The organism is Nitrobacter hamburgensis X14 (assembly GCF_000013885.1).
Taxonomy (GTDB): Bacteria; Pseudomonadota; Alphaproteobacteria; order Rhizobiales; family Xanthobacteraceae; genus Nitrobacter; species Nitrobacter hamburgensis.
The window spans coordinates 3,072,297-3,089,361 of sequence record NC_007964.1 but is presented as its reverse complement, the minus strand read 5'-3'; the positions used below and the strand labels follow the sequence as shown (position 1 = coordinate 3,089,361).

Annotated in this window: 12 protein-coding genes and 5 pseudogenes; 7 read left to right on the top strand and 10 right to left on the bottom strand. The window is 60.5% G+C overall.

From position 1 onward, the window contains the following. Window positions 1-90: 90 nt before the first annotated feature. Window positions 91-1,395, bottom strand: a complete 1,305-nt coding sequence (locus tag NHAM_RS14350) for an O-antigen ligase family protein (RefSeq protein ID WP_011511238.1) — start codon at window positions 1,393-1,395, stop codon at window positions 91-93. 194 nt (window positions 1,396-1,589) lie between these two features. Continuing rightward, window positions 1,590-2,409: pseudogene (locus NHAM_RS24075) on the bottom strand (IS701 family transposase); the annotation flags it as partial. Window positions 2,410-2,758: 349 nt separating this feature from the next. On the opposite strand from NHAM_RS24075, the gene NHAM_RS14335 reads away from it, so the two are divergent. The 4 genes and pseudogenes from NHAM_RS14335 to NHAM_RS14320 form a co-directional block, all read left to right on the top strand. Further along, complete coding sequence (locus NHAM_RS14335; RefSeq protein WP_011511237.1) at window positions 2,759-4,660, top strand: SDR family NAD(P)-dependent oxidoreductase; 1,902 nt, start codon at window positions 2,759-2,761, stop codon at window positions 4,658-4,660. 83 nt (window positions 4,661-4,743) lie between these two features. Next, window positions 4,744-5,655 (top strand): NAD-dependent epimerase/dehydratase family protein, encoded by a 912-nt coding sequence (locus tag NHAM_RS14330; RefSeq protein ID WP_245269897.1) that lies wholly within the window; start codon window positions 4,744-4,746, stop codon window positions 5,653-5,655. 138 nt (window positions 5,656-5,793) lie between these two features. Then, a pseudogene (locus NHAM_RS14325) lies at window positions 5,794-5,985 on the top strand (phage integrase N-terminal SAM-like domain-containing protein); the annotation flags it as partial. Window positions 5,986-6,032: 47 nt separating this feature from the next. Next, window positions 6,033-7,058: pseudogene (locus NHAM_RS14320) on the top strand (IS256 family transposase); the annotation flags it as partial. A 93-nt stretch (window positions 7,059-7,151) separates the two neighbouring features. On the opposite strand, the pseudogene NHAM_RS14315 reads toward NHAM_RS14320, so the two are convergent. The 4 genes and pseudogenes from NHAM_RS14315 to tnpB form a co-directional block, all read right to left on the bottom strand. Continuing rightward, window positions 7,152-7,982: pseudogene (locus tag NHAM_RS14315) on the bottom strand (IS110 family transposase); the annotation flags it as partial. 412 nt (window positions 7,983-8,394) lie between these two features. Then, window positions 8,395-9,123 (bottom strand): annotated as a pseudogene (locus NHAM_RS14310) (IS110 family transposase); the annotation flags it as partial. 66 nt (window positions 9,124-9,189) lie between these two features. Continuing rightward, complete coding sequence (gene tnpC, locus NHAM_RS14305; protein WP_011511233.1) at window positions 9,190-10,761, bottom strand: IS66 family transposase; 1,572 nt, start codon at window positions 10,759-10,761, stop codon at window positions 9,190-9,192. 52 nt (window positions 10,762-10,813) lie between these two features. After that, window positions 10,814-11,263: an IS66 family insertion sequence element accessory protein TnpB gene (gene tnpB / locus NHAM_RS14300; protein WP_011511232.1), complete on the bottom strand. Its 450-nt coding sequence runs from the start codon at window positions 11,261-11,263 to the stop codon at window positions 10,814-10,816. Between the two features lie 97 nt (window positions 11,264-11,360). Between tnpB and istA the strand changes: the two genes are divergently transcribed. Continuing rightward, a complete protein-coding gene (istA, locus tag NHAM_RS14295; protein ID WP_011511231.1) occupies window positions 11,361-12,143 on the top strand; it encodes an IS21 family transposase in 783 nt (260 codons plus the stop codon). Here the strand turns inward: istA and NHAM_RS14290 are convergent. The 4 genes from NHAM_RS14290 to NHAM_RS14275 all read right to left on the bottom strand — a co-directional run bounded on the left by NHAM_RS14290 (window position 12,138) and on the right by NHAM_RS14275 (window position 15,403). After that, complete coding sequence (locus NHAM_RS14290; RefSeq protein WP_011511230.1) at window positions 12,138-14,216, bottom strand: recombinase family protein; 2,079 nt, start codon at window positions 14,214-14,216, stop codon at window positions 12,138-12,140. The genes istA and NHAM_RS14290 overlap by 6 nt on opposite strands. Next, the gene (locus tag NHAM_RS14285; RefSeq protein ID WP_157043638.1) at window positions 14,209-14,382 is read right to left on the bottom strand and encodes a hypothetical protein; all 174 of its coding nucleotides are present in this window, start codon (window positions 14,380-14,382) and stop codon (window positions 14,209-14,211) included. Before NHAM_RS14285 ends, NHAM_RS14290 begins: the two co-directional genes overlap by 8 nt. Window positions 14,383-14,474: 92 nt before the next feature. Continuing rightward, window positions 14,475-15,071 carry a helix-turn-helix domain-containing protein gene (locus tag NHAM_RS14280; RefSeq protein ID WP_245269896.1) on the bottom strand — a complete coding sequence of 199 codons (597 nt, stop codon included), beginning with the start codon at window positions 15,069-15,071 and terminating at the stop codon, window positions 14,475-14,477. Between the two features lie 47 nt (window positions 15,072-15,118). Beyond that, the gene (locus NHAM_RS14275; protein WP_011511228.1) at window positions 15,119-15,403 is read right to left on the bottom strand and encodes a DUF5372 family protein; all 285 of its coding nucleotides are present in this window, start codon (window positions 15,401-15,403) and stop codon (window positions 15,119-15,121) included. A gap of 41 nt (window positions 15,404-15,444) precedes the next feature. Between NHAM_RS14275 and NHAM_RS14270 the strand changes: the two genes are divergently transcribed. Beyond that, a complete protein-coding gene (locus NHAM_RS14270; RefSeq protein WP_245269895.1) occupies window positions 15,445-16,206 on the top strand; it encodes a Mu transposase domain-containing protein in 762 nt (253 codons plus the stop codon). Window positions 16,207-16,220: 14 nt separating this feature from the next. After that, a complete protein-coding gene (gene istB, locus NHAM_RS14265) occupies window positions 16,221-16,973 on the top strand; it encodes an IS21-like element helper ATPase IstB (protein WP_011511227.1) in 753 nt (250 codons plus the stop codon). Window positions 16,974-17,065 lie beyond the last annotated feature (92 nt).

Sequence of the window (17,065 nt, the reverse complement as noted above, 5' to 3'; positions counted from 1 at the left end):
CTCCGTCGAGAGATCCTACCCGCGAGGGAGCAGCCAGTCCGGTGGAGGACCACCGTTTCTAATGCAGCATTTCTAATGCTACATGCAGGGTCAAGAGCGGCTCGAAATTTCGACGGCTCGCGTTTGCAGCACCATCCCCCCGGCAACTCCCACGCCAAGGACATACATCCATCCTTCATGGAAATCGAATAAGTGAGAGTTAAAGAGGGATGTCATCATGTTTTGAGCCACAACCAACAGGCCGACCCAATCGGCCAAACTAGTGCCGCGAAAAAGTGATAGATGAAATAACCACATCGCGTAGAGCACTAAAATCCCCAGGCTCCCCCACTGTACCGCCGCGTTAAGCGTTTGGTTATGCGGGTTGTTGACGACCTCCGCGGCTGCACCCGTCTGACCCACGGCGGCGGCGGTAAAAAGGCCCTGAACCGATCCCGTTCCATGTCCTGCGAGAGGAGCGTCTACAAAAAAACGCAGCGACTTGCGCCAAAACTCTAGCCGCAAGCCGATCGAGGTTGCCTGGTCCGAAGTTTCGTATTGATCGTATTGTGAGGAAAAGCTGGCGACTCGGGATTGCAGAGAAGGGGACGCAAACCACATCACAACGCCGGCAAGGAGAGTTGTGCATGAGACGGCGATCATGCGTCGGGGCGTCAAATGCAAAAACATGAATATGCCGAGCATAACCGGCATCGTTACCAAAGCCGTTCGCGAGACCACGACGAACATCATGTTCGCAACAAAACTCACGGCGACTATGAGAAGTAATGCGGCCTCCTTAATCCGTTTTTGCAGTAAGAGGTGCACAACAGGATAGGCCAAGGCTACCGCGCACAGCGCAAATTCCTGGCTCTGGTCGATATAGTTCTTGATCGGAACCCCGTAATACGCGCCGGATTTGAGGGCAAGCCGCGGATCAAAGGCGACGATCCACGACATGATCATCAGAAGCGCGCATGACACCAAAAATGCGGTGAACACCCATTGTCCCCGGGACGAACGTCGAAAATGATAAATGAGGAGGGGAATGACGAGCAGTTTGGCCAACGGCCCGACGGCGTGTAGTCGTGCGGTCCACGGCGCGCTTGACCACAACGTACCAGCCAAGGCCAGCACGAAGAATGCGACCGGTAGAATGCAGATCGGGCGCTTGAACAATTGCAGCAAAGTGGGCTCGATCGTTGGCACCAGCGCGAAGAGCCATATAACAGCGAAGATGGCAGGCAGCGAGGTTGACCACGGCAGCGACGCGGCGATCAATACGGCCAAAATATCGAGATTTCGAAGTGCGGTCGCCGGACTGAGGCGCAGATTGATCACAAGGCCATCCCATCTCTGCTCTGATCGAATGTGGTGTCCGCGCGCTCCAATTCGTGCGGGAGATGTTCGGTTCATTTGGGGCAGGGGACTAGCGTGAATCACGTAAGCGGGCAACATCAACGTTTTCCAAGGGGAGTCGCTTGCGACAATACCGCGATGATAGGTCTGTGTCGCCGAACCGTGGGCGTCCCCGAGGACCGATCGAACGTGAATAAGGGCCATGCCGTACCTCCAAAACGCCGTATCATTGAGGTGTTGGCGAGATATTATTTCCTCTCCCCCGACGTGCGATGCTCGCCGATGAGCCAGGCCTCGTCGCGTGGAAGATGTTGCTGGCCCTTGTCCTTGATGCGCGGCGGAGGCCCATCGGCGGTCCACACGCGAACAGCGGCGAAGCGGTCTTTCAACCGCTCCTTGGTTCCGTTTCGCCAGCTCACATTTTGTCATCTGGCATTGGCCAGGATGTCTTCGCCGGTACCGACAGGATATCTGGAATACGCCGCTTGCGGGGACGTCCCCGACCGGCCACCGGAAAGATCAGCTTCGCCCCAGCCGGATAAACTTTCTGACGCCCCGGAATGCCGACCGCCCAAGCCAGCCCACGGGCAGTGAGCCCCTGACGGAACGGCGCGCTGAGCCCGTAACCGGCATCCGCCAGCGCACAACCGAAGCGAACACCGGCTGCGATCGCGCGATCAATCTCGACCAGTGCGATCTCCGGCTTGGTCCGCACTGCGCGATGCTCGACAGGAACGCCGGCACGTTCCAATCGCGCCGGATCGCTCGTCCAGCTCTCGGGAACGAAGAGACGCAGTGTGATCATCATTGGCATTTCACCCCGCGCAAGCGTTAGCGACACCAACCGAATGATCGCCCTTCTTCGGCATCACCGTGTCGTCGATGACCAGCACCGCATCCTCGCCGCCGACGAGACGGCCGGCCTGAACCAGCAGTTTCGACTCCAACGGCGCCGTGTCCCAGACGTCATCAGCAATAAAGTGGTGCAGTTAATCATATCGCCCGCTGCAAACCGTTCTGCATCGGCTGCACACTTTTGCGATCGCCTGGACCGATCAGTCCTGCAACGTACTTCACGCCGATAGATATTGCGAAGGTCGACAATGATCGGCTGCTTCAATCTCCTGCTTCAGACGCTGCAGATTCAGAAATTGCGCTCATTCGGTGACGATAACCAGAGCACCCGCGTTGTGCGCACAGGTGTAGCCCCAAACCTGACAACTTTGCACTATTTTGCGGCATTTCCTTTTGTTCTTTCGATATTTCAAACAGGTAGCTTGAAGTTCCTCCGTCGCGGGCTTAATTGGACGCCGAGATCATCCCGCCCTATCGTGGTATATGCAGTTTCGGCCAAACCCCACACAACGATGGATCTAAAACGGAAGAGCCGGCCCCGGCCGGATTGGCGGACGCCATTCGAATGACACCAGTTTCCCATCTTACGTCGCGCAATCTTCTCATAGCCGTCCACGACGCGCTGGCGACCGTCGCGGCGGTTCTGGTTAGTTTCTATGTCCGGTTTGGAACCGCTCAGCTCGATGATCGCTTACCGCTGCTCCTGACGATATTGCCGCCGTTCGTCATCCTGAGCGTCATTGTCTGTTACATCTTCAACCTCACGACCACCAAGTGGCGGTTTATCTCTTTCCCTGACGTCTTCAATATCGTGCGCGCGGCGACGGTGCTGACCGTTGCGCTGATCGCGCTCGATTATATTTTTGTGGCTCCGAACGTTCAGGGAACGTTCTTTTTCGGCAAAGTCACCATTGTTCTGTATTGGTTTCTTGAGATCTTTTTTCTCTCCGGTCTTCGTTTTGTCTATCGCTATTTTCGCTACACCCGAACCCGTAACAAAGCGCGAATCAGCGATGCCGCGCCGGCGCTGCTGTTGGGACTAACCGCCGACGTGGAGATTGCGCTCAGGGCGATCGAGAGCGGCGCGATCAAGCAATTCTGGCCTGTTGGTATTTTGTCGTCGTCGGCCGCCGACCAGGGACAGCTCGTGCGCAACACACCGGTGCTGGGCAGCGTCGACGATCTGAAGGAGGTCGTTTCCGACTTTGCGTACCGCGACAAAGCGATCAAACGCCTAGTGTTGACGGCTTCGGCGTTCAATGCCGAGTCCAAACCGGAATCAGTGATCATCCAGGCCCGTCAGCTCGGCTTGATCGTGAGCCAGCTTCCGTCATTACAGGATGGTTATGCGCCGCAACTTAGACCGGTTGCTGTCGAGGATCTGCTGTTGCGCTCCAGTGAAAAAATTGACTATGCGCGCCTCGATGCATTTGTTCGAAACAAGGCGGTTATCGTCACCGGCGGCGGCGGATCAATCGGGTCGGAGATTTGCGATCGTGTGGTCACATTCGGTGCCGCGCGGCTCCTTGTCATTGAAAATTCTGAGCCTGCGCTGTATGCGACCCTAGAAACTACGCGAACGGGTGAGGCATCCGTTGAGGGGCGGATTGCCGATGTGCGCGATCGCGCCCGCATCAGCCAGCTGATGAATGAATTCAAGCCGGATATCGTGTTTCACGCGGCGGCGCTCAAGCATGTCCCGATCCTGGAACGGGACTGGACCGAGGGTATCAAAACCAACATTTTCGGCTCGATCAATGTTGCGGACGCTGCTGTTGCGGCCGGCGCGGAGGCCATGGTGATGATTTCCACTGACAAGGCGATCGAGCCGGTCTCCATGCTCGGCCTGACCAAACGGTTCGCTGAGATGTATTGCCAGGCGCTGGATGAACAACTTGCGGAGAAAGCGCCGCCTGTCGCCCCTGCGCGCCTGATTTCGGTGCGGTTCGGCAATGTGCTCGCATCAAAGGGTTCCGTGGTCCCGAAGTTCAAGGCGCAGATCGAGGCGGGGGGGCCCGTCACGGTTACCCATCCGGACATGGTCCGCTACTTCATGACCATCCGCGAGGCTTGCGATCTCGTCATCACCGCAGCAGCTCACGCGTCATCCGGAACCAACCGGAACGTATCGGTGTACGTCCTCAACATGGGGCAGCCGGTAAGGATCGTCGATCTCGCCGAACGCATGATCGAACTGTCAGGCTTGCAAGTTGGCCGTGATGTCGAGATCGTTTTCACCGGAGTACGGCCGGGCGAGCGGCTCAACGAGATCTTGTTCGGAAATAAGGAAATGACGGTCGAGATCGGCATCAAAGGCATTCTTGCGGCGACGCCTAAGCAGCCATCAATGCAGGCCTTGCGCGCCTGGATCGCGATCTTGGAGGAGGCGATCGAACGCGACGACCGCGGCGCGATCAAGGCGGCGCTGATCGAGGCTGTACCCGAGTTTAGCCGCCAATCGGCGTAATCACCGTGATGGTTATTTACGCGGCCGCGAAGCGACGTTCCCTGCTCCGCGACGTCAATCCATAGAGCAATCGGATCGCTGACGTGGCCTGCTTGCCGGGCAAGCCTCTGCAGTTACCCCACCACGCAATAGATGAGATGATGAGCTCGCAGCGAAGTATCGTCCTCGGCGGCACCGGCCTGGTGGGAAGCCATATCGTCCGTCAGTTGGTCATGGCCGGAGAACGGCCACTGACGCTATCGCGGCGACCGCGCACAGATGACCATGTTGATTGGCTGCAGGGCGACTTGGCGCGGCCCGCCGATCTAGCGCTGCCTCTAGTCGAGCAACTGTTCTGTACCGTCAATATTCAGCTTCTGGCCGATGCGTTGCCGTGCGTTGCTACGCCCTCGTTGCGGCGTGTGGTTGTTTTTACTTCGACAAGTATCGTTACCAAGGCCAATTCAGAAATTGAATCCGAGCGCGAAGGCGTGCGACGGCTCGCCGAGGGCGAACAACGGTTGATCGCTGTCTGCGACCGGCTGGGGATAGGTTGGACCATCCTGCGGCCTACGCTCATCTACGATGAGGGACGCGATGCCAACATCACGCGGCTGGCGGGACTTATCGGACGGTTTGGTTTCTTGCCGCTGCTAGGCGGCGGCACCGGTCTGCGTCAGCCGGTGCACGCGGAGGATCTGGCAATCGGCGCGCTGGCGGCAATGGCTGCTCCTGCGGCGGCGAACAAGACCTATGTGCTGGCGGGATGCGATGTCATGACCTACCGTGAAATGGTGGGACGCATTTTTGACGGAATGGCGAGATCCCGGCGTTTGATCTCGGTACCGCCGTGGGTCTGGCGAGCCGCCTTTCTGGCCATGAAGCCGATGCTCCCACATGCCAATGTGGAGATGGGAATCCGCATGGCGCAAGACATGAATTTTGACTCCTCGGCGGCGCAAGCGGATTTTGGCTGGAATCCACGCGGGTTTCACCCGCAGTTCCTGTCGCGTTAGAGCGTCGGGCGATCATTTGGAATCGCGGCGGATTGAACGAAGCCGCTGCCGCGGCGTGCGGGGCAAGGTGGCGTAGATCGCCTCCTGCCTGAGAGGATGTGGGTGTTGCAGCCCACCCTCTCAGACGGGAGTATTGAGATGGCTGATTTGAGCCCTCTTCGCCGCCGCATGATCGAGGACATGACGGTCCGCAATCTGTCGCCGGCGACGCAACGATCCTACATCAGCGCGGTTTCGAAGTTCAGCCGCTATTTCGGCCGATCGCCGGATCGGTTGGAGCTGGAAGACGTCCGCGCCTTCCAAGTGCATCTGGTTTCGCCGGGACTGTCAGGAATTTCGTGTGCGGGCGTGCATAATGGGTAAAAAGGATTCCCACTATGACCCGACGCAAAGACTCTGCGATACCAAATGATCTTCTCGACCAGCTTCTGGCGGGAGGCGCAGCCAGTGCAGCCTTCGAACAGGGCGGCCTGCTGGATTCGCTCAAGAAGGCTCTGACCGAGCGCGCGCTAAACGCGGAGATGGACCATCATCTGGCGAGCGGCGAAGACGCTGGCAATACGCGTAACGGCTACGGCCGCAAGACCGTGACGACGGAGACCGGCAAGCTGGAGATCGACATACCGCGCGATCGCCAGTCGAGTTTCGATCCGCAGTTGATTGCCAAGTATCAGCGCCGTTTTCCCGGCTTCGACGACAAGATCGTGTCCATGTATGAGCGCGGCATGAGCACCCGGCAGATCACCGGGCACCTGCGCGATCTGTACGGCATCGAGGTGTCGCCGGACCTGATCTCAACGGTGACGGACGCCGTTCTCGACGAAGTCGCCACCTGGCAGCAAAGACCACTCGATCCGGTTTATCCGCTGATCTTCTTCGATGCGATCCGGGTCAAGATCCGCGACGAAGGGATGGTCCGCAACAAGGCCATCCACATCGCGCTGGGGGTCCGCGCCGACGGCGCCAAGGAGGTACTCGGCCTGTGGCTCGAGCAGAACGAAGGCGCCAAATTCTGGCTGCGGGTGATGAACGAGCTCAAGAACCGCGGCGTCGATGATATCCTGCTGGCCGTCGTTGATGGCCTGAAGGGCTTCCCCGATGCGATCACCGCTGTGTTCCCGGAGGCAGTCGTCCAGACGTGCATCGTCCACCTGCTGCGCAACTCCATGGACTTCGTGTCCTGGAAAGACCGCAAGGGGCTGGCGACAGCGCTCAAGGACATCTACCGCGCCGTCGATGCCGATGCGGCCGAAAAGGCGCTGGCGGCGTTCGAGGCCGGCCCCTGGGGCCAGCGCTACCCCGCCATCGGCCAGAGCTGGCGGCGCGCCTGGGGCGAGGTCATCCCGTTCTTTGCCTTCCCTGCCGAGCATTGGGACCATCTGCGCACGTCGGATGAGATCGACAAGCAGTTTCTTTCCGGTCGTGATATTATTCTGCTGCGTAGGCGACCTCGTGGCGGAGCACGGTGCATCGGCTGAAAGCGCTGCCGGGCAGCCTTATTCGAGCCTTGCCGGATTGAGGCGCCCGCGCGCCTTTTTTGGCGGGCGCGGGCGCCAGGCTTCGACAAAGTGCTCGTAGCCCTTCTGTGCCTGTTCGGCGACGCGCACTTCCTGGTTCCGGAGTTCCTTGACGTTGTAGGCGTAGGCGGGGCCGCGCGTGTTGCCTTTCTTCTGCGGTCGGCCGGCTTGCAACTCCATGCCGCGCATTTTGTGGGCAACGAGACTGGGGCGTGCCCAGAGGTAGTTCGTTTCTTTCGTCAGCATATGCCAGCACAGGACGGTCAGCTTGCGCGCCACTGCAACGGCAGCGACCTGATGGCCCCGCCTGGCCCGGACGCGGACGAAGAAGGCATGGAGTGGGCCTGGCGTCTTGGCGGCTGCCCAGGCGGCTTCCACCAGCATCGCGCGGGCATGACTGCGTCCGACCTTGCTGATCCGCCCGTGATGGGCTGCCCCAAGCCCCGACTGGCGCACGCGTGGGTTCAGGCCGAAGTAACTCACCAGCTTTTGGGGGTTGGAAAAGCGGCCTATATCGCCGATCGCCGCCACTAGCCCGGCGGCCACCGTGAGATTGACGCCAGTGATTGTGAGCAGCCGTTCGATCGCCGCATCGCTGAGGGCGCCCTCAGCGATCTCCCGGTCAAGCACGCCGAGATCCTCTCCCAACCGATCCAGTTCCCGGATATGACGCTCGATCGCGGCGCGCTCGTCATCCGGCACCTGCTGTCGGATGAGCCAGGCACGACCGAGCCGCCCGAACAGGTCGGCATGAGGGCACTGCGGAATCAGGTGAGCATAGAGGATCGAGTGCACCTCGTTCTCGAGCCGGCGCGCCGTCACTGCCTCCGGCTTAAGCGTATGGTCAAGCGTAGACACAACACGATCTCCGATTCAGAGATCGTCACACTCGCCGATCGTAAACGTCAGGAAAAGGTGCAGTCAAAACACCGCTCTGATGTCCGCTGTCAATACACCAAGCGTGCAATATCGCCCCTTCGTCCCTTACGAGGAATGGCAGTTCAATCTGATGGTCGCGCATGGGTGGGGGCGGAACTGTAGGACGTCGGTGATCAAGCTCTGATGCGCGGGTTGGATACCGCATTCCCGATTATGCGTCCGGGGCTGTTCCTATCTTACTGCGGGCGTCGGTCATTGCCGGCCACAAAGCGTCTGACGGGCATTCCCCTGCCGTCGTTCCGCCCCCGCCCATACGCGAGATGATCTTGTTCTTCATGACGATCTATTGCAACCTCGGCTGCGCCTCCCTTGCAACGGCCCACATGAAGCCGACCAATTCGCGAGCGATCGCCGTGCAGACTACCGTCGTCCGCTTGCCCCGTCCGATCAACATCCGGTAACGTGCGGTCAATCGGCTCTGCGCTTTCCATGCGATCTCGCGCACCGCTTGCGGCGCTTGCTCTGATGTCCGCTGTCAATACACCAAGCGTGCAATATCGCCCCTTCGTCCCTTACGAGGAATGGCAGTTCAATCTGATGGTCGCGCATCGGCGACGATCAGATCTACGCCGCGCAATGTCTGCAACGCCCGGACGACCGGCGCGAGAGACCACTCGGGCACAAACTCCTCGATCACCCTTTCCAGTCTTTCCACTCGTTCTTTCGAGATGCGGACCGCCTCAACCATTTCCTGGAGAGCGATCTGATGGGCGGGATGTTCAAACTTCTGTTCCTGCAGCCAGCGCAGGTAGCGCATCGTCCAGCCCTTCTTGCGGGGATAGATACGGCCATGCTTGAGCATGAAAGCGCTGATCTGCTGCCGATGCACGCGTAATGTCTCGACGGCGGCCGCACGAGCGCGCACAAGATCCCGCATGGCCTCATGACCCTCGTCCGGAACCCATACCGCCGTCAGCTCGCCGGCCCTCAACAGCCGGGCGAGCGATAGCGAGTCCCGCCGGTTTGTCTTCACCCGATCGCCCGGCTTCCTTGGGATTAACGTAAGCGCGATTTTCTCCGCACGTTGACGCCCGCGATATTGACGGACGGCCTTCGTATCGGGGCGATACTGACCCGTTCAGGCAGTGGCGGTTTTGGGGAGGTTGAAGGGCAGCAGGTCGGTAATATCGGCGTCGCCCGCGCGCTGAGGCAACTCGGTGAGAACGTGGCGCAACCACGCTAACGGCTCGACGCCACAGGCGCGGCAGGTCAGCACCAAGCTGTAGACGATGGCGCTGGCCTTGGCGCCCTCAACGGTATCGCTGAACAACCAACTTTTCCGGCCAGTGGCAAAGATTCTGATATCGCGCTCCAGAAGATTATTATCGATCGGCATCCTGCCGTCTTCGGTGTAGCGCGTCAGATAATCCCATTGGTTTCGGGTGTAGGATACGGCGTCGCCAAGCTTGCTGTCCGGCAAGACCCTCGGGGCGATTTGATCGAGCCATTTCTTGAGAGCATTCAGGACGGGAATGCTGTGTTGCTGGCGGAAGCGGCGAATGCATTGATCTGGCATTTCGCCTTTGTCCGGTTTTTTGTCCCGCGCCTGCCTTTCAACCCGGTAGAGTTGTTCGAAGAACCGGAGCGCCTGTTCCGGCGGGCCGCCGCCTTTCTTTCTCGCCTTTAGGGCATCGACGAAGCGCCGCCTCGAATGGGCCATGCATCCAATGTGGGTGGCCCCTTCCAGCGTGCGCCAGGCGGAATAGCCGCCGCTCATCACTATGCCGCGGTAATCGCCGAGGAAGGTCTGCGGGTGTATTTGGCCGCGGCCCGGCTGATAATCGAGCAGCACGATCGGCTCGTCACTGTCCTCGCCGCTCCGGTATGCCCACATATATGACATGCTGGCGGCCTCCCGATCCTTTTCCTTCAGGACCTGAACAGTCGTCTCGTCACCATGGATGAGGGGCTGCGATCGGAGCCGCAGCTTCAGCGCGTCATAGATTCGGGACAGATGCTTTTCGCTCGAGCCAATCACCCAGTGGCCCAGAGCGCCACGGCTGACAGGAACACCGGCGCGCTCGAAGGCCTGCGCCAGCCGGTAGAGCGGCGTGCCGTCGACATACTTGTGAACCAGCGCGAACGCCAGCGTTGAGGCCGTGGCGATGCTGCCCGGCAAGGGTTGTGCGGGCATCGGCGCGATCACGACCGGCGTGTTGATCCCGGTGCGGTCGCAATGACGGCACGCATATTTGAAGCGAACATTCTGCAGGACCTTCGCCTTCACCTCGATATGAAGCTGTTCGGTAACGGTTTCGCCCATGCGATGCATCCGGCCACGACAGCAAGGACACGCCTTCTGGTCGTCGGGAAGGTCATACTCGACGCGCTCGCGCGGCAGGTTTTCCGGCAGCGGTCTGCGGCCACGTTTCTTCCCCGTCGTGCTTTCGGCGGGTGGCAAACCTGTGTCCGGAGGTTCGACGACATCGCACTCTTCGCTGCCGGCGCGATCCGCGACGGCCGCCTGCTCGGCTTCATTGAAGAGACGATCGACGTGCTTTTCGCTGCGTGGCGCAAAACGATGCAGGCGTGCCAGCGCCAGTTCTTCCTCGAGCTTGACGACGCGCTCCGTGAGCTGACGGTTGTCCGCCTGCAGCGCAGCGATGCGAGCCAACAGCACTTCAACGCTCGGATCGCCGGTTCGATTCATTGGATTCTTGAATCTGAACCGTTCCGACGCGTCAACCGCTCAACTCGAGAGTTCAGCCGGCAACCTGATATTGCCGCACCGGATGGCGGACCATCGCATCGATATCGATGCCGTCGAGGATCCAGTGCAATTGCTCGGTGGTAAGCGTGACGACCGCCTCTTGGCGGCGCGGCCATCGGAACTTGTCCTCGCTCAGCCGCTTCAGGACCAGCACAAAGCCGGATCGGTCGAAGAACAGCAACTTCATCCGGTCGCAACGGCGATTGCAGAACGCAAAAACCGCCGAAGCAAACGGATCGAGCGCCATCGTCTCCTGGACCAGAACCGCAAGGCTGTTGATGCCAGCCCGGAAGTCGATCGGCTCACGGTGCAGATAGACCTGCAGGTCAGCGCCCAGTCTGAATGCGGATTCCGATTTATTCCGGCCGGGTATTCCGATTTGAAGCCGGCCACTGTTCCGACATGAAGCCGGCCACCGTTCCGAAATGAAACCGGCCGGCATTTTGATTTGAAGCCGGCCGGGTTTTTGGAAGTCGGCGTTTTCGTTTGGGTCAGTCCCTCAGGCATCAAGTCCCTCGTTGACCAACGAGGGGAAGCGGATGCCGGCCAAGAGAGAACTGACCATGCGACAGATACGACAGATGCTGCGGCTTGCCCGTGATGGGGTGAGCGCCCGGGAGATCGGGCGCACGCTCGGCGTGGCGCGCAGCACGATCCAGGACAATCTCAAGCGTGCCTCGACTGCCGGGCTGGCGTGGCCTTTGGCGGGCGATCTGACCGACGCCGTTCTTGAACAACGTCTGTTTGCCCATGCCGGCGTCAGGCGTGGCTTCCGCCGGTGCAGTGAACCGGATTGGGCCTCGTTGGCCTGTGAGCTGAAGCGGCCTGGCGTCAATCTGATGGTGTTGTGGGAGGAGTACCGGGCGGTCCACCCGGAAGGCTATGGCTACAGCCGGTTCTGCGATTTATTCCGGGAATTCGAGCGGCGGCTGTCTCCGACGATGCGGCAGGACCATCCGGCCGGCGACAAGGTCTTTGTCGATTACTCCGGCAAGAAGATCATGATCGTTGATCGCGAAACCGGGGTTGTGCGCGACGCGGAGATCTTCGTCGCCGTGCTTGGCGCCTCGAATTACACTTACGCCGAGGCGACCTGGACGCAGGCACTTCCGGACTGGATCGAGGCCCATGTCCGGATGTTCCGGTTCTTTGGCGGGGTGCCACGTCTGGTCGTTCCCGACAATCTGAAGTCCGGCGTCTACCGGGCCTCGTTCTACGACCCTGAAATTAATCGCAGCTACGGGATGATGGCGTCCCATTACGGCGTCGGCATTCTTCCGGCACGGCCAAGAAAGCCCCGGGATAAGGCGAGTGTTTCATAGTGCGTCCTGTCTGGTTGATAGCGCGGTAATGGAGGCAGTGCGGGTGGCGAGAGCGGTACGACCTGGGCGGCCTTTGATAATCCTGAGGTCGGAAGGAATGTTCCACAGGCCGCGGTTGCAGTTATCGCTGCAAACTTTGCTGATGAGCCCCTGGCGCCCCCATTGATGCACGGTGGTCTCAGCGATCTCGAAGTGCTTGGCCACCTCCCGGGTGGTGAGCATACCCTGATCTCGCAGCCGCTGGCGACGACTGGGCAGATTATAGGCACTGCGGATGAAGCTGATCTTGTTGAGACTGAACGGCTTGCCTTCCCAAGTCCGCAGACCTCGTTCATTGAAGATATCGGCGATCTCCCGATCGCAATGACGGTCGAGCAAGTGGTCGACCTCGGCGACGAGTTCAGGCTTGAACCTGCGTATCTGTGCAATGGGCAAAGGCCGGTCGAGCGTCAAGATGCGGGTCGCCCCGCCGGAAAGTCGCACGCTTACGGTAATTGCCTCGGCCTTGATCAAGGTGACGTCGGCAACCAGCAGGCGGAGGATGCGCTTACGCTCACGTACGTCGACGCGGGGATCATTCCAGATCCGGGGAAACTGCTCGGCAAGATCCCGGACGCGTTGATGCATCCCGGCGTCGAGGGCGGCGGCTTCTTCGGGCGCGCGTCGTTCATAGTCCTCGACGACATCGGTGTGGAGCCGCAGCTTCTCGTTCCACTCGGCTTCGAGGGCATCGGCAACGAGGCGATTGTCGGGATCGACCTTCATGTAGCGGCTCCGGGCGAGCTCGGCGTCATAGCGCGTCCGCTGGATATGTTGTCTGCGCAAAGTGTCCGTTTCTGCGGCGCGTGCCTCAAGCTCGCGCTGTACCGCCAGGGTGACTTCAAGAGTCATCGGCGTCATCAACTCGACAAGCAATGCACCCACTGCCGGGTCAACAACTTTACCGGGAACGGACTGGCAGGCCTTGCCGCCACCGCGGATGGTGGTCTCCTGGCAGATATAGGTCGGGACGGGCCGACCATGCTCCTGGCTGTAATGGACGCCCATGCGCGCGCCGCACAGGCCGCATAGAACTCTGCCCTGGAGCAAGGCGGATCCTTCGCGGACTGGTCCGGCGCGACGCTGTATTCGATAGGCTTGTGCATTGTCGGCGAGACGCTCCTGGTTAGCCTTGAAGCGCTCCCAGTCGATATAGCCCGGGTGCATGTCAGGCATGACGAACCGCCAGTCAGCCATGGCCAGCTTGATCTGCGAGACGCCGCCGCCCGGCCGAGGCCGTCCGCGCGTTCGGCCGTAGACGAAGGCGCCGGCATATCTCGGATTGTGCAGAACCTGAAGGATGCGGGCGTGCCGTGGCGGAGCCCACATCAACTCGCCTTTGTGCGGCCCCTTGCGCAGTCGTCGCGGGAACAGGATGCCTTCGTCGAGGAAAAACTTGACGGTTCTGGTTGCGCTTCCCAGGCGCCCGAAGGTGGTGAACACCATGTGGAGCGCGGCTTGCACCTCGGCGTCCGGGTCGAGTGCGAGGGTGCCATCGGGCAAATAGACCAGGCCCACGGGCGGCGCCATTTCCAATTCGCCGCGGCTCGCCTTGTTGAGTTGGCCGCCACGCATGCGAGCCTTGAGGAAGTGCAACTCTGCTTCCGACATCGTTCCTTTCAAACCCAAAAGGAGCCTGTCGTTGAAGCTGGCCGGGTCGTACACGCCATCCTCGTCGAGGATGAGGGTGCTGGTCAGGGCGCAGAGTTCGAGAAGCCGGTGCCAGTCGGCATTGTTGCGGGCCAGTCGCGAGACTTCCAGACCCATGACGACGCCGGCCTTGGCGAGCGCGACTTCGCTGACCAGTTCCTGGAAGCCGTCGCGGGCAACGGCGCTGGATCCCGATTTGCCCAGGTCGCAGTCGATAACGTGGATGCGTTCGGCGGGCCAACCAGCAGCAATGGCGCGATGACGCAGTCCATACTGTCGCTGCGTGCTCTCGCCGTTCTCGGCGACCTGTCGCAGCGTGGACTGACGGATGTAGAGGTAGGCGTCGCGCCGAAGGTGATCGGCGGTGACTTTGAGATCAGGCATGTGCTGGCTCCACGGTTAGCGAGACAACAAGGCTGGCAAGGATAAGGGTGAGTTCGCTGGTGGCGATCTCATCCGCCGACAGGCGGCGATGGGGCGGACAAGGCGGCGTGAGGTCGGGCATTGTCGATGCCGCCTTGATCCAGGCGACGATGCCTTGGCGGCGCATGATTACGAGGCCTGATCCGGTGATCAGCTGGGCGCTGAGCACCGCGGCACGCAGTTGTTCGTATTTGCCGACGAGGCCGATCTCGGGACCGGTTAAGGGGTGTCGTATCGTTTTTTTTTGGGTGCCATGGCCCGCTCCAGGCTTCGTCGATGCACACTGACTCCGAAGCGTGTGGCGATAGCGTCTACACACTGTGGCACAGTGAGACCTGGCCTCGTCGCCCTGAGTTGATCGATATAGGCGAGGACATCGGCAGAGATCTTGTGGCCGCCCTTTGGACCCCGCTGCCGGGGCACCAGCCCGGCCAATCCGTGATCGGCCAGGGCGCTCTGCGCCTTGTAGAAAGTTGGCCGCGACACGCCAAAGGCGCTGGCGACGTCGCTGATCGGCAAGCGATCGATCTGATGGCGGCGCACCATCTCGTAGCGGACCTGCACAAGGTCGTTGGCATCGAAGAAGGGATGGCTGGTAAACACGGTATCGCGCACCACCTCGGGGTGGGGGTGGAGCGCGCCAGCGCTGGCCAGGGCTTCGGCCTTTGGGTCCAGTCGCGCTGGCTTTGCCATGACAATTGCCATCCAAACTGATTCGTAAATAAAAATACGCCTCACCCGACAAGGTGTCAAATAAGCATTCTTCATAGTGTTCGGAGATATTCTTGCATGATTGAACGTTTCTCCGATATCCATTCAAGTGCTGCGGCATATTTTGTCTTATATGTACGGCGTATTTTACCTTACGCATCGTCTACCTCCACGGCCGCAGAGATCCGTTCCAGCAGTGCGAGTAAATCCAATAGGTCGGCCGTCCGGAAAGCCGCGCGCCCGGCGGCGACGCGCCGGAATGTGTCAGGCCGCTCCATGTCCGTCATTGCCGCAGCAATCGTCGGTAAGGTTCCGTCGGCCGCCCGGTAGATCACCCGGTCCTCGCCCCAATGCAGGCTGCGGCTGATCACCTCGAACGTCTGGTCCTTGAGAGGGTGGAATGGATGCGTAATGCGGACCGTGAGACCGGTCGTCATCCCCACACCGGCTGCAGTTGGCGGCTTTATCCAAGGCAAAAGTGGAGGCCGGGGTTCGTTTTGCCCAGACCTACATTCTCGGACGCCTTCGCCGGCAAACCTTCTTCTCGCTGGCTGAAGCGAACGCGGCCATTGCCGCCGCGCTGGAGCGGATCAACGCGCACATCATGCGTCGGCTCGGCGTCAGTCGCCGACAATTGTTCGAGACCATCGAGGTGCCGGTCCTGGCGTCGTTGCCGGACGCCGATTATCAGTTCGCCGAATGGCGCGTGGCCCGTGTCTCACTCGATTATCACGTCGAGATCGACGGCTTCTTTTACTCTGTTCCCCACGGTCTGATCCGAGAGCAGGTCGATGTCCGCGCCACCACCCGGACCATCGAGCTGTTCCATCGGGGTTCGCGTGTTGCGGCTCACCAGCGCCGCTACGGCGGCCGCCGGCACGGCACCGATCCCGACCACATGCCCAGCGCACATCGGCGTTACGCCGAGTGGACGCCTGATCGATTCCGTCGCTGGGGACGGTCGATCGGACTTAACACTGAGGCTCTCGTCCTCGCCATTCTGGCCAATCGGCCTCATCCCGAGCAGGGATTCCGGACCTGTCTCGGCGTGCTTCGGCTGTTCAAGGATATCGATCCCGAACGCGCCGAACTGATCGCGGCCCGCGCCGTTGCGATCCGCGCGCTGACCCACAAAAGCATCGCCTCGATCATCGCCAACAAGCTCGACCGCGGCGCTCGCCCCACCGATGACGCCGTCGTCGACCACCCCAATCTGCGCGGCCCCGGCTACTTCCATTGAAAGGAAAATCCAGCATGCTGACCCATCCCACGCTCGACCTGCTGCAAAATCTCGGTCTCCACGGTATGGCCAAAGGCTTCAAGGAGCTTGATGCCCAGCCCGAAGCACGCAGCCTCGAACATGCCGAATGGCTGGCCCTGCTCCTGGAACAGGAGAAAACGCAGCGACAGCAAAAGCGGTTTGAGAGCAGAGCCCGAGCCGCCAAGTTGCGTCATGCCGCCTGCGTCGAGGATGTCGACTACCGCGCCATCCGCGGGCTCGACCGCTCGCTCTTTCTAAAACTCGCCGCCAGCGACTGGATCCGGGCGAGACATAATCTCCTCGTCACCGGGCCATGCGGCGTCGGCAAGAGTTGGCTTGCTTGCGCCCTCGGCCACAAGGCCTGCCGGGATGACTTCGCCGTTGCCTACCATCGCGTGCCACGTCTGTTTGCCGCTCTCGCGCTCGGCCGCGCGGATGGACGGTACACCAAGATGCTGCGGGCCATCGCTCGGCTCGATCTGCTCATTTTGGACGACTGGGGACCGGAGCCGCTCGACGCCGACCAGCGTCGCGATCTGCTCGAAATCGTCGAGGACCGATACGAAGCTCGTTCGATTATCGTCACCAGCCAGCTTCCCGTCGATCGCTGGTACGAAATTATCGGAAACCCCACCATCGCCGACGCAATCCTCGATCGCCTCGTCCACAATGCCTATCGCATCGAACTCAAGGGAGAGAGCCTCAGGAAGCAGAAGCAGTCCGCTCAAGATCAACCGGTCTCTTGACCTTCCCAGCCCTCAACGACATCATGAAATTGACCCATGCGAACGACGCAACGGGTGGCCGGCTTCAGATCGGAATACCCGGCCGGCTTCGA

What these genes read in the sequence shown, in the direction of transcription:
- NHAM_RS14350 (WP_011511238.1), bottom strand. Translation starts at nt 1,395, where the DNA reads ATGAACCGAACATCTCCCGCACGAATTGGAGCGCGCGGACACCACATT.
- NHAM_RS14335 (WP_011511237.1), top strand. Translation starts at nt 2,759, where the DNA reads ATGACACCAGTTTCCCATCTTACGTCGCGCAATCTTCTCATAGCCGTC.
- tnpC (WP_011511233.1), bottom strand. Translation starts at nt 10,761, where the DNA reads ATGAATCGAACCGGCGATCCGAGCGTTGAAGTGCTGTTGGCTCGCATC.
- tnpB (WP_011511232.1), bottom strand. Translation starts at nt 11,263, where the DNA reads ATGCCGGCCGGTTTCATTTCGGAACGGTGGCCGGCTTCATGTCGGAAC.
- istA (WP_011511231.1), top strand. Translation starts at nt 11,361, where the DNA reads ATGCCGGCCAAGAGAGAACTGACCATGCGACAGATACGACAGATGCTG.
- NHAM_RS14290 (WP_011511230.1), bottom strand. Translation starts at nt 14,216, where the DNA reads ATGCCTGATCTCAAAGTCACCGCCGATCACCTTCGGCGCGACGCCTAC.
- NHAM_RS14285 (WP_157043638.1), bottom strand. Translation starts at nt 14,382, where the DNA reads ATGCGCCGCCAAGGCATCGTCGCCTGGATCAAGGCGGCATCGACAATG.
- NHAM_RS14280 (WP_245269896.1), bottom strand. Translation starts at nt 15,071, where the DNA reads ATGGATATCGGAGAAACGTTCAATCATGCAAGAATATCTCCGAACACT.
- NHAM_RS14275 (WP_011511228.1), bottom strand. Translation starts at nt 15,403, where the DNA reads ATGACGACCGGTCTCACGGTCCGCATTACGCATCCATTCCACCCTCTC.
- istB (WP_011511227.1), top strand. Translation starts at nt 16,221, where the DNA reads ATGCTGACCCATCCCACGCTCGACCTGCTGCAAAATCTCGGTCTCCAC.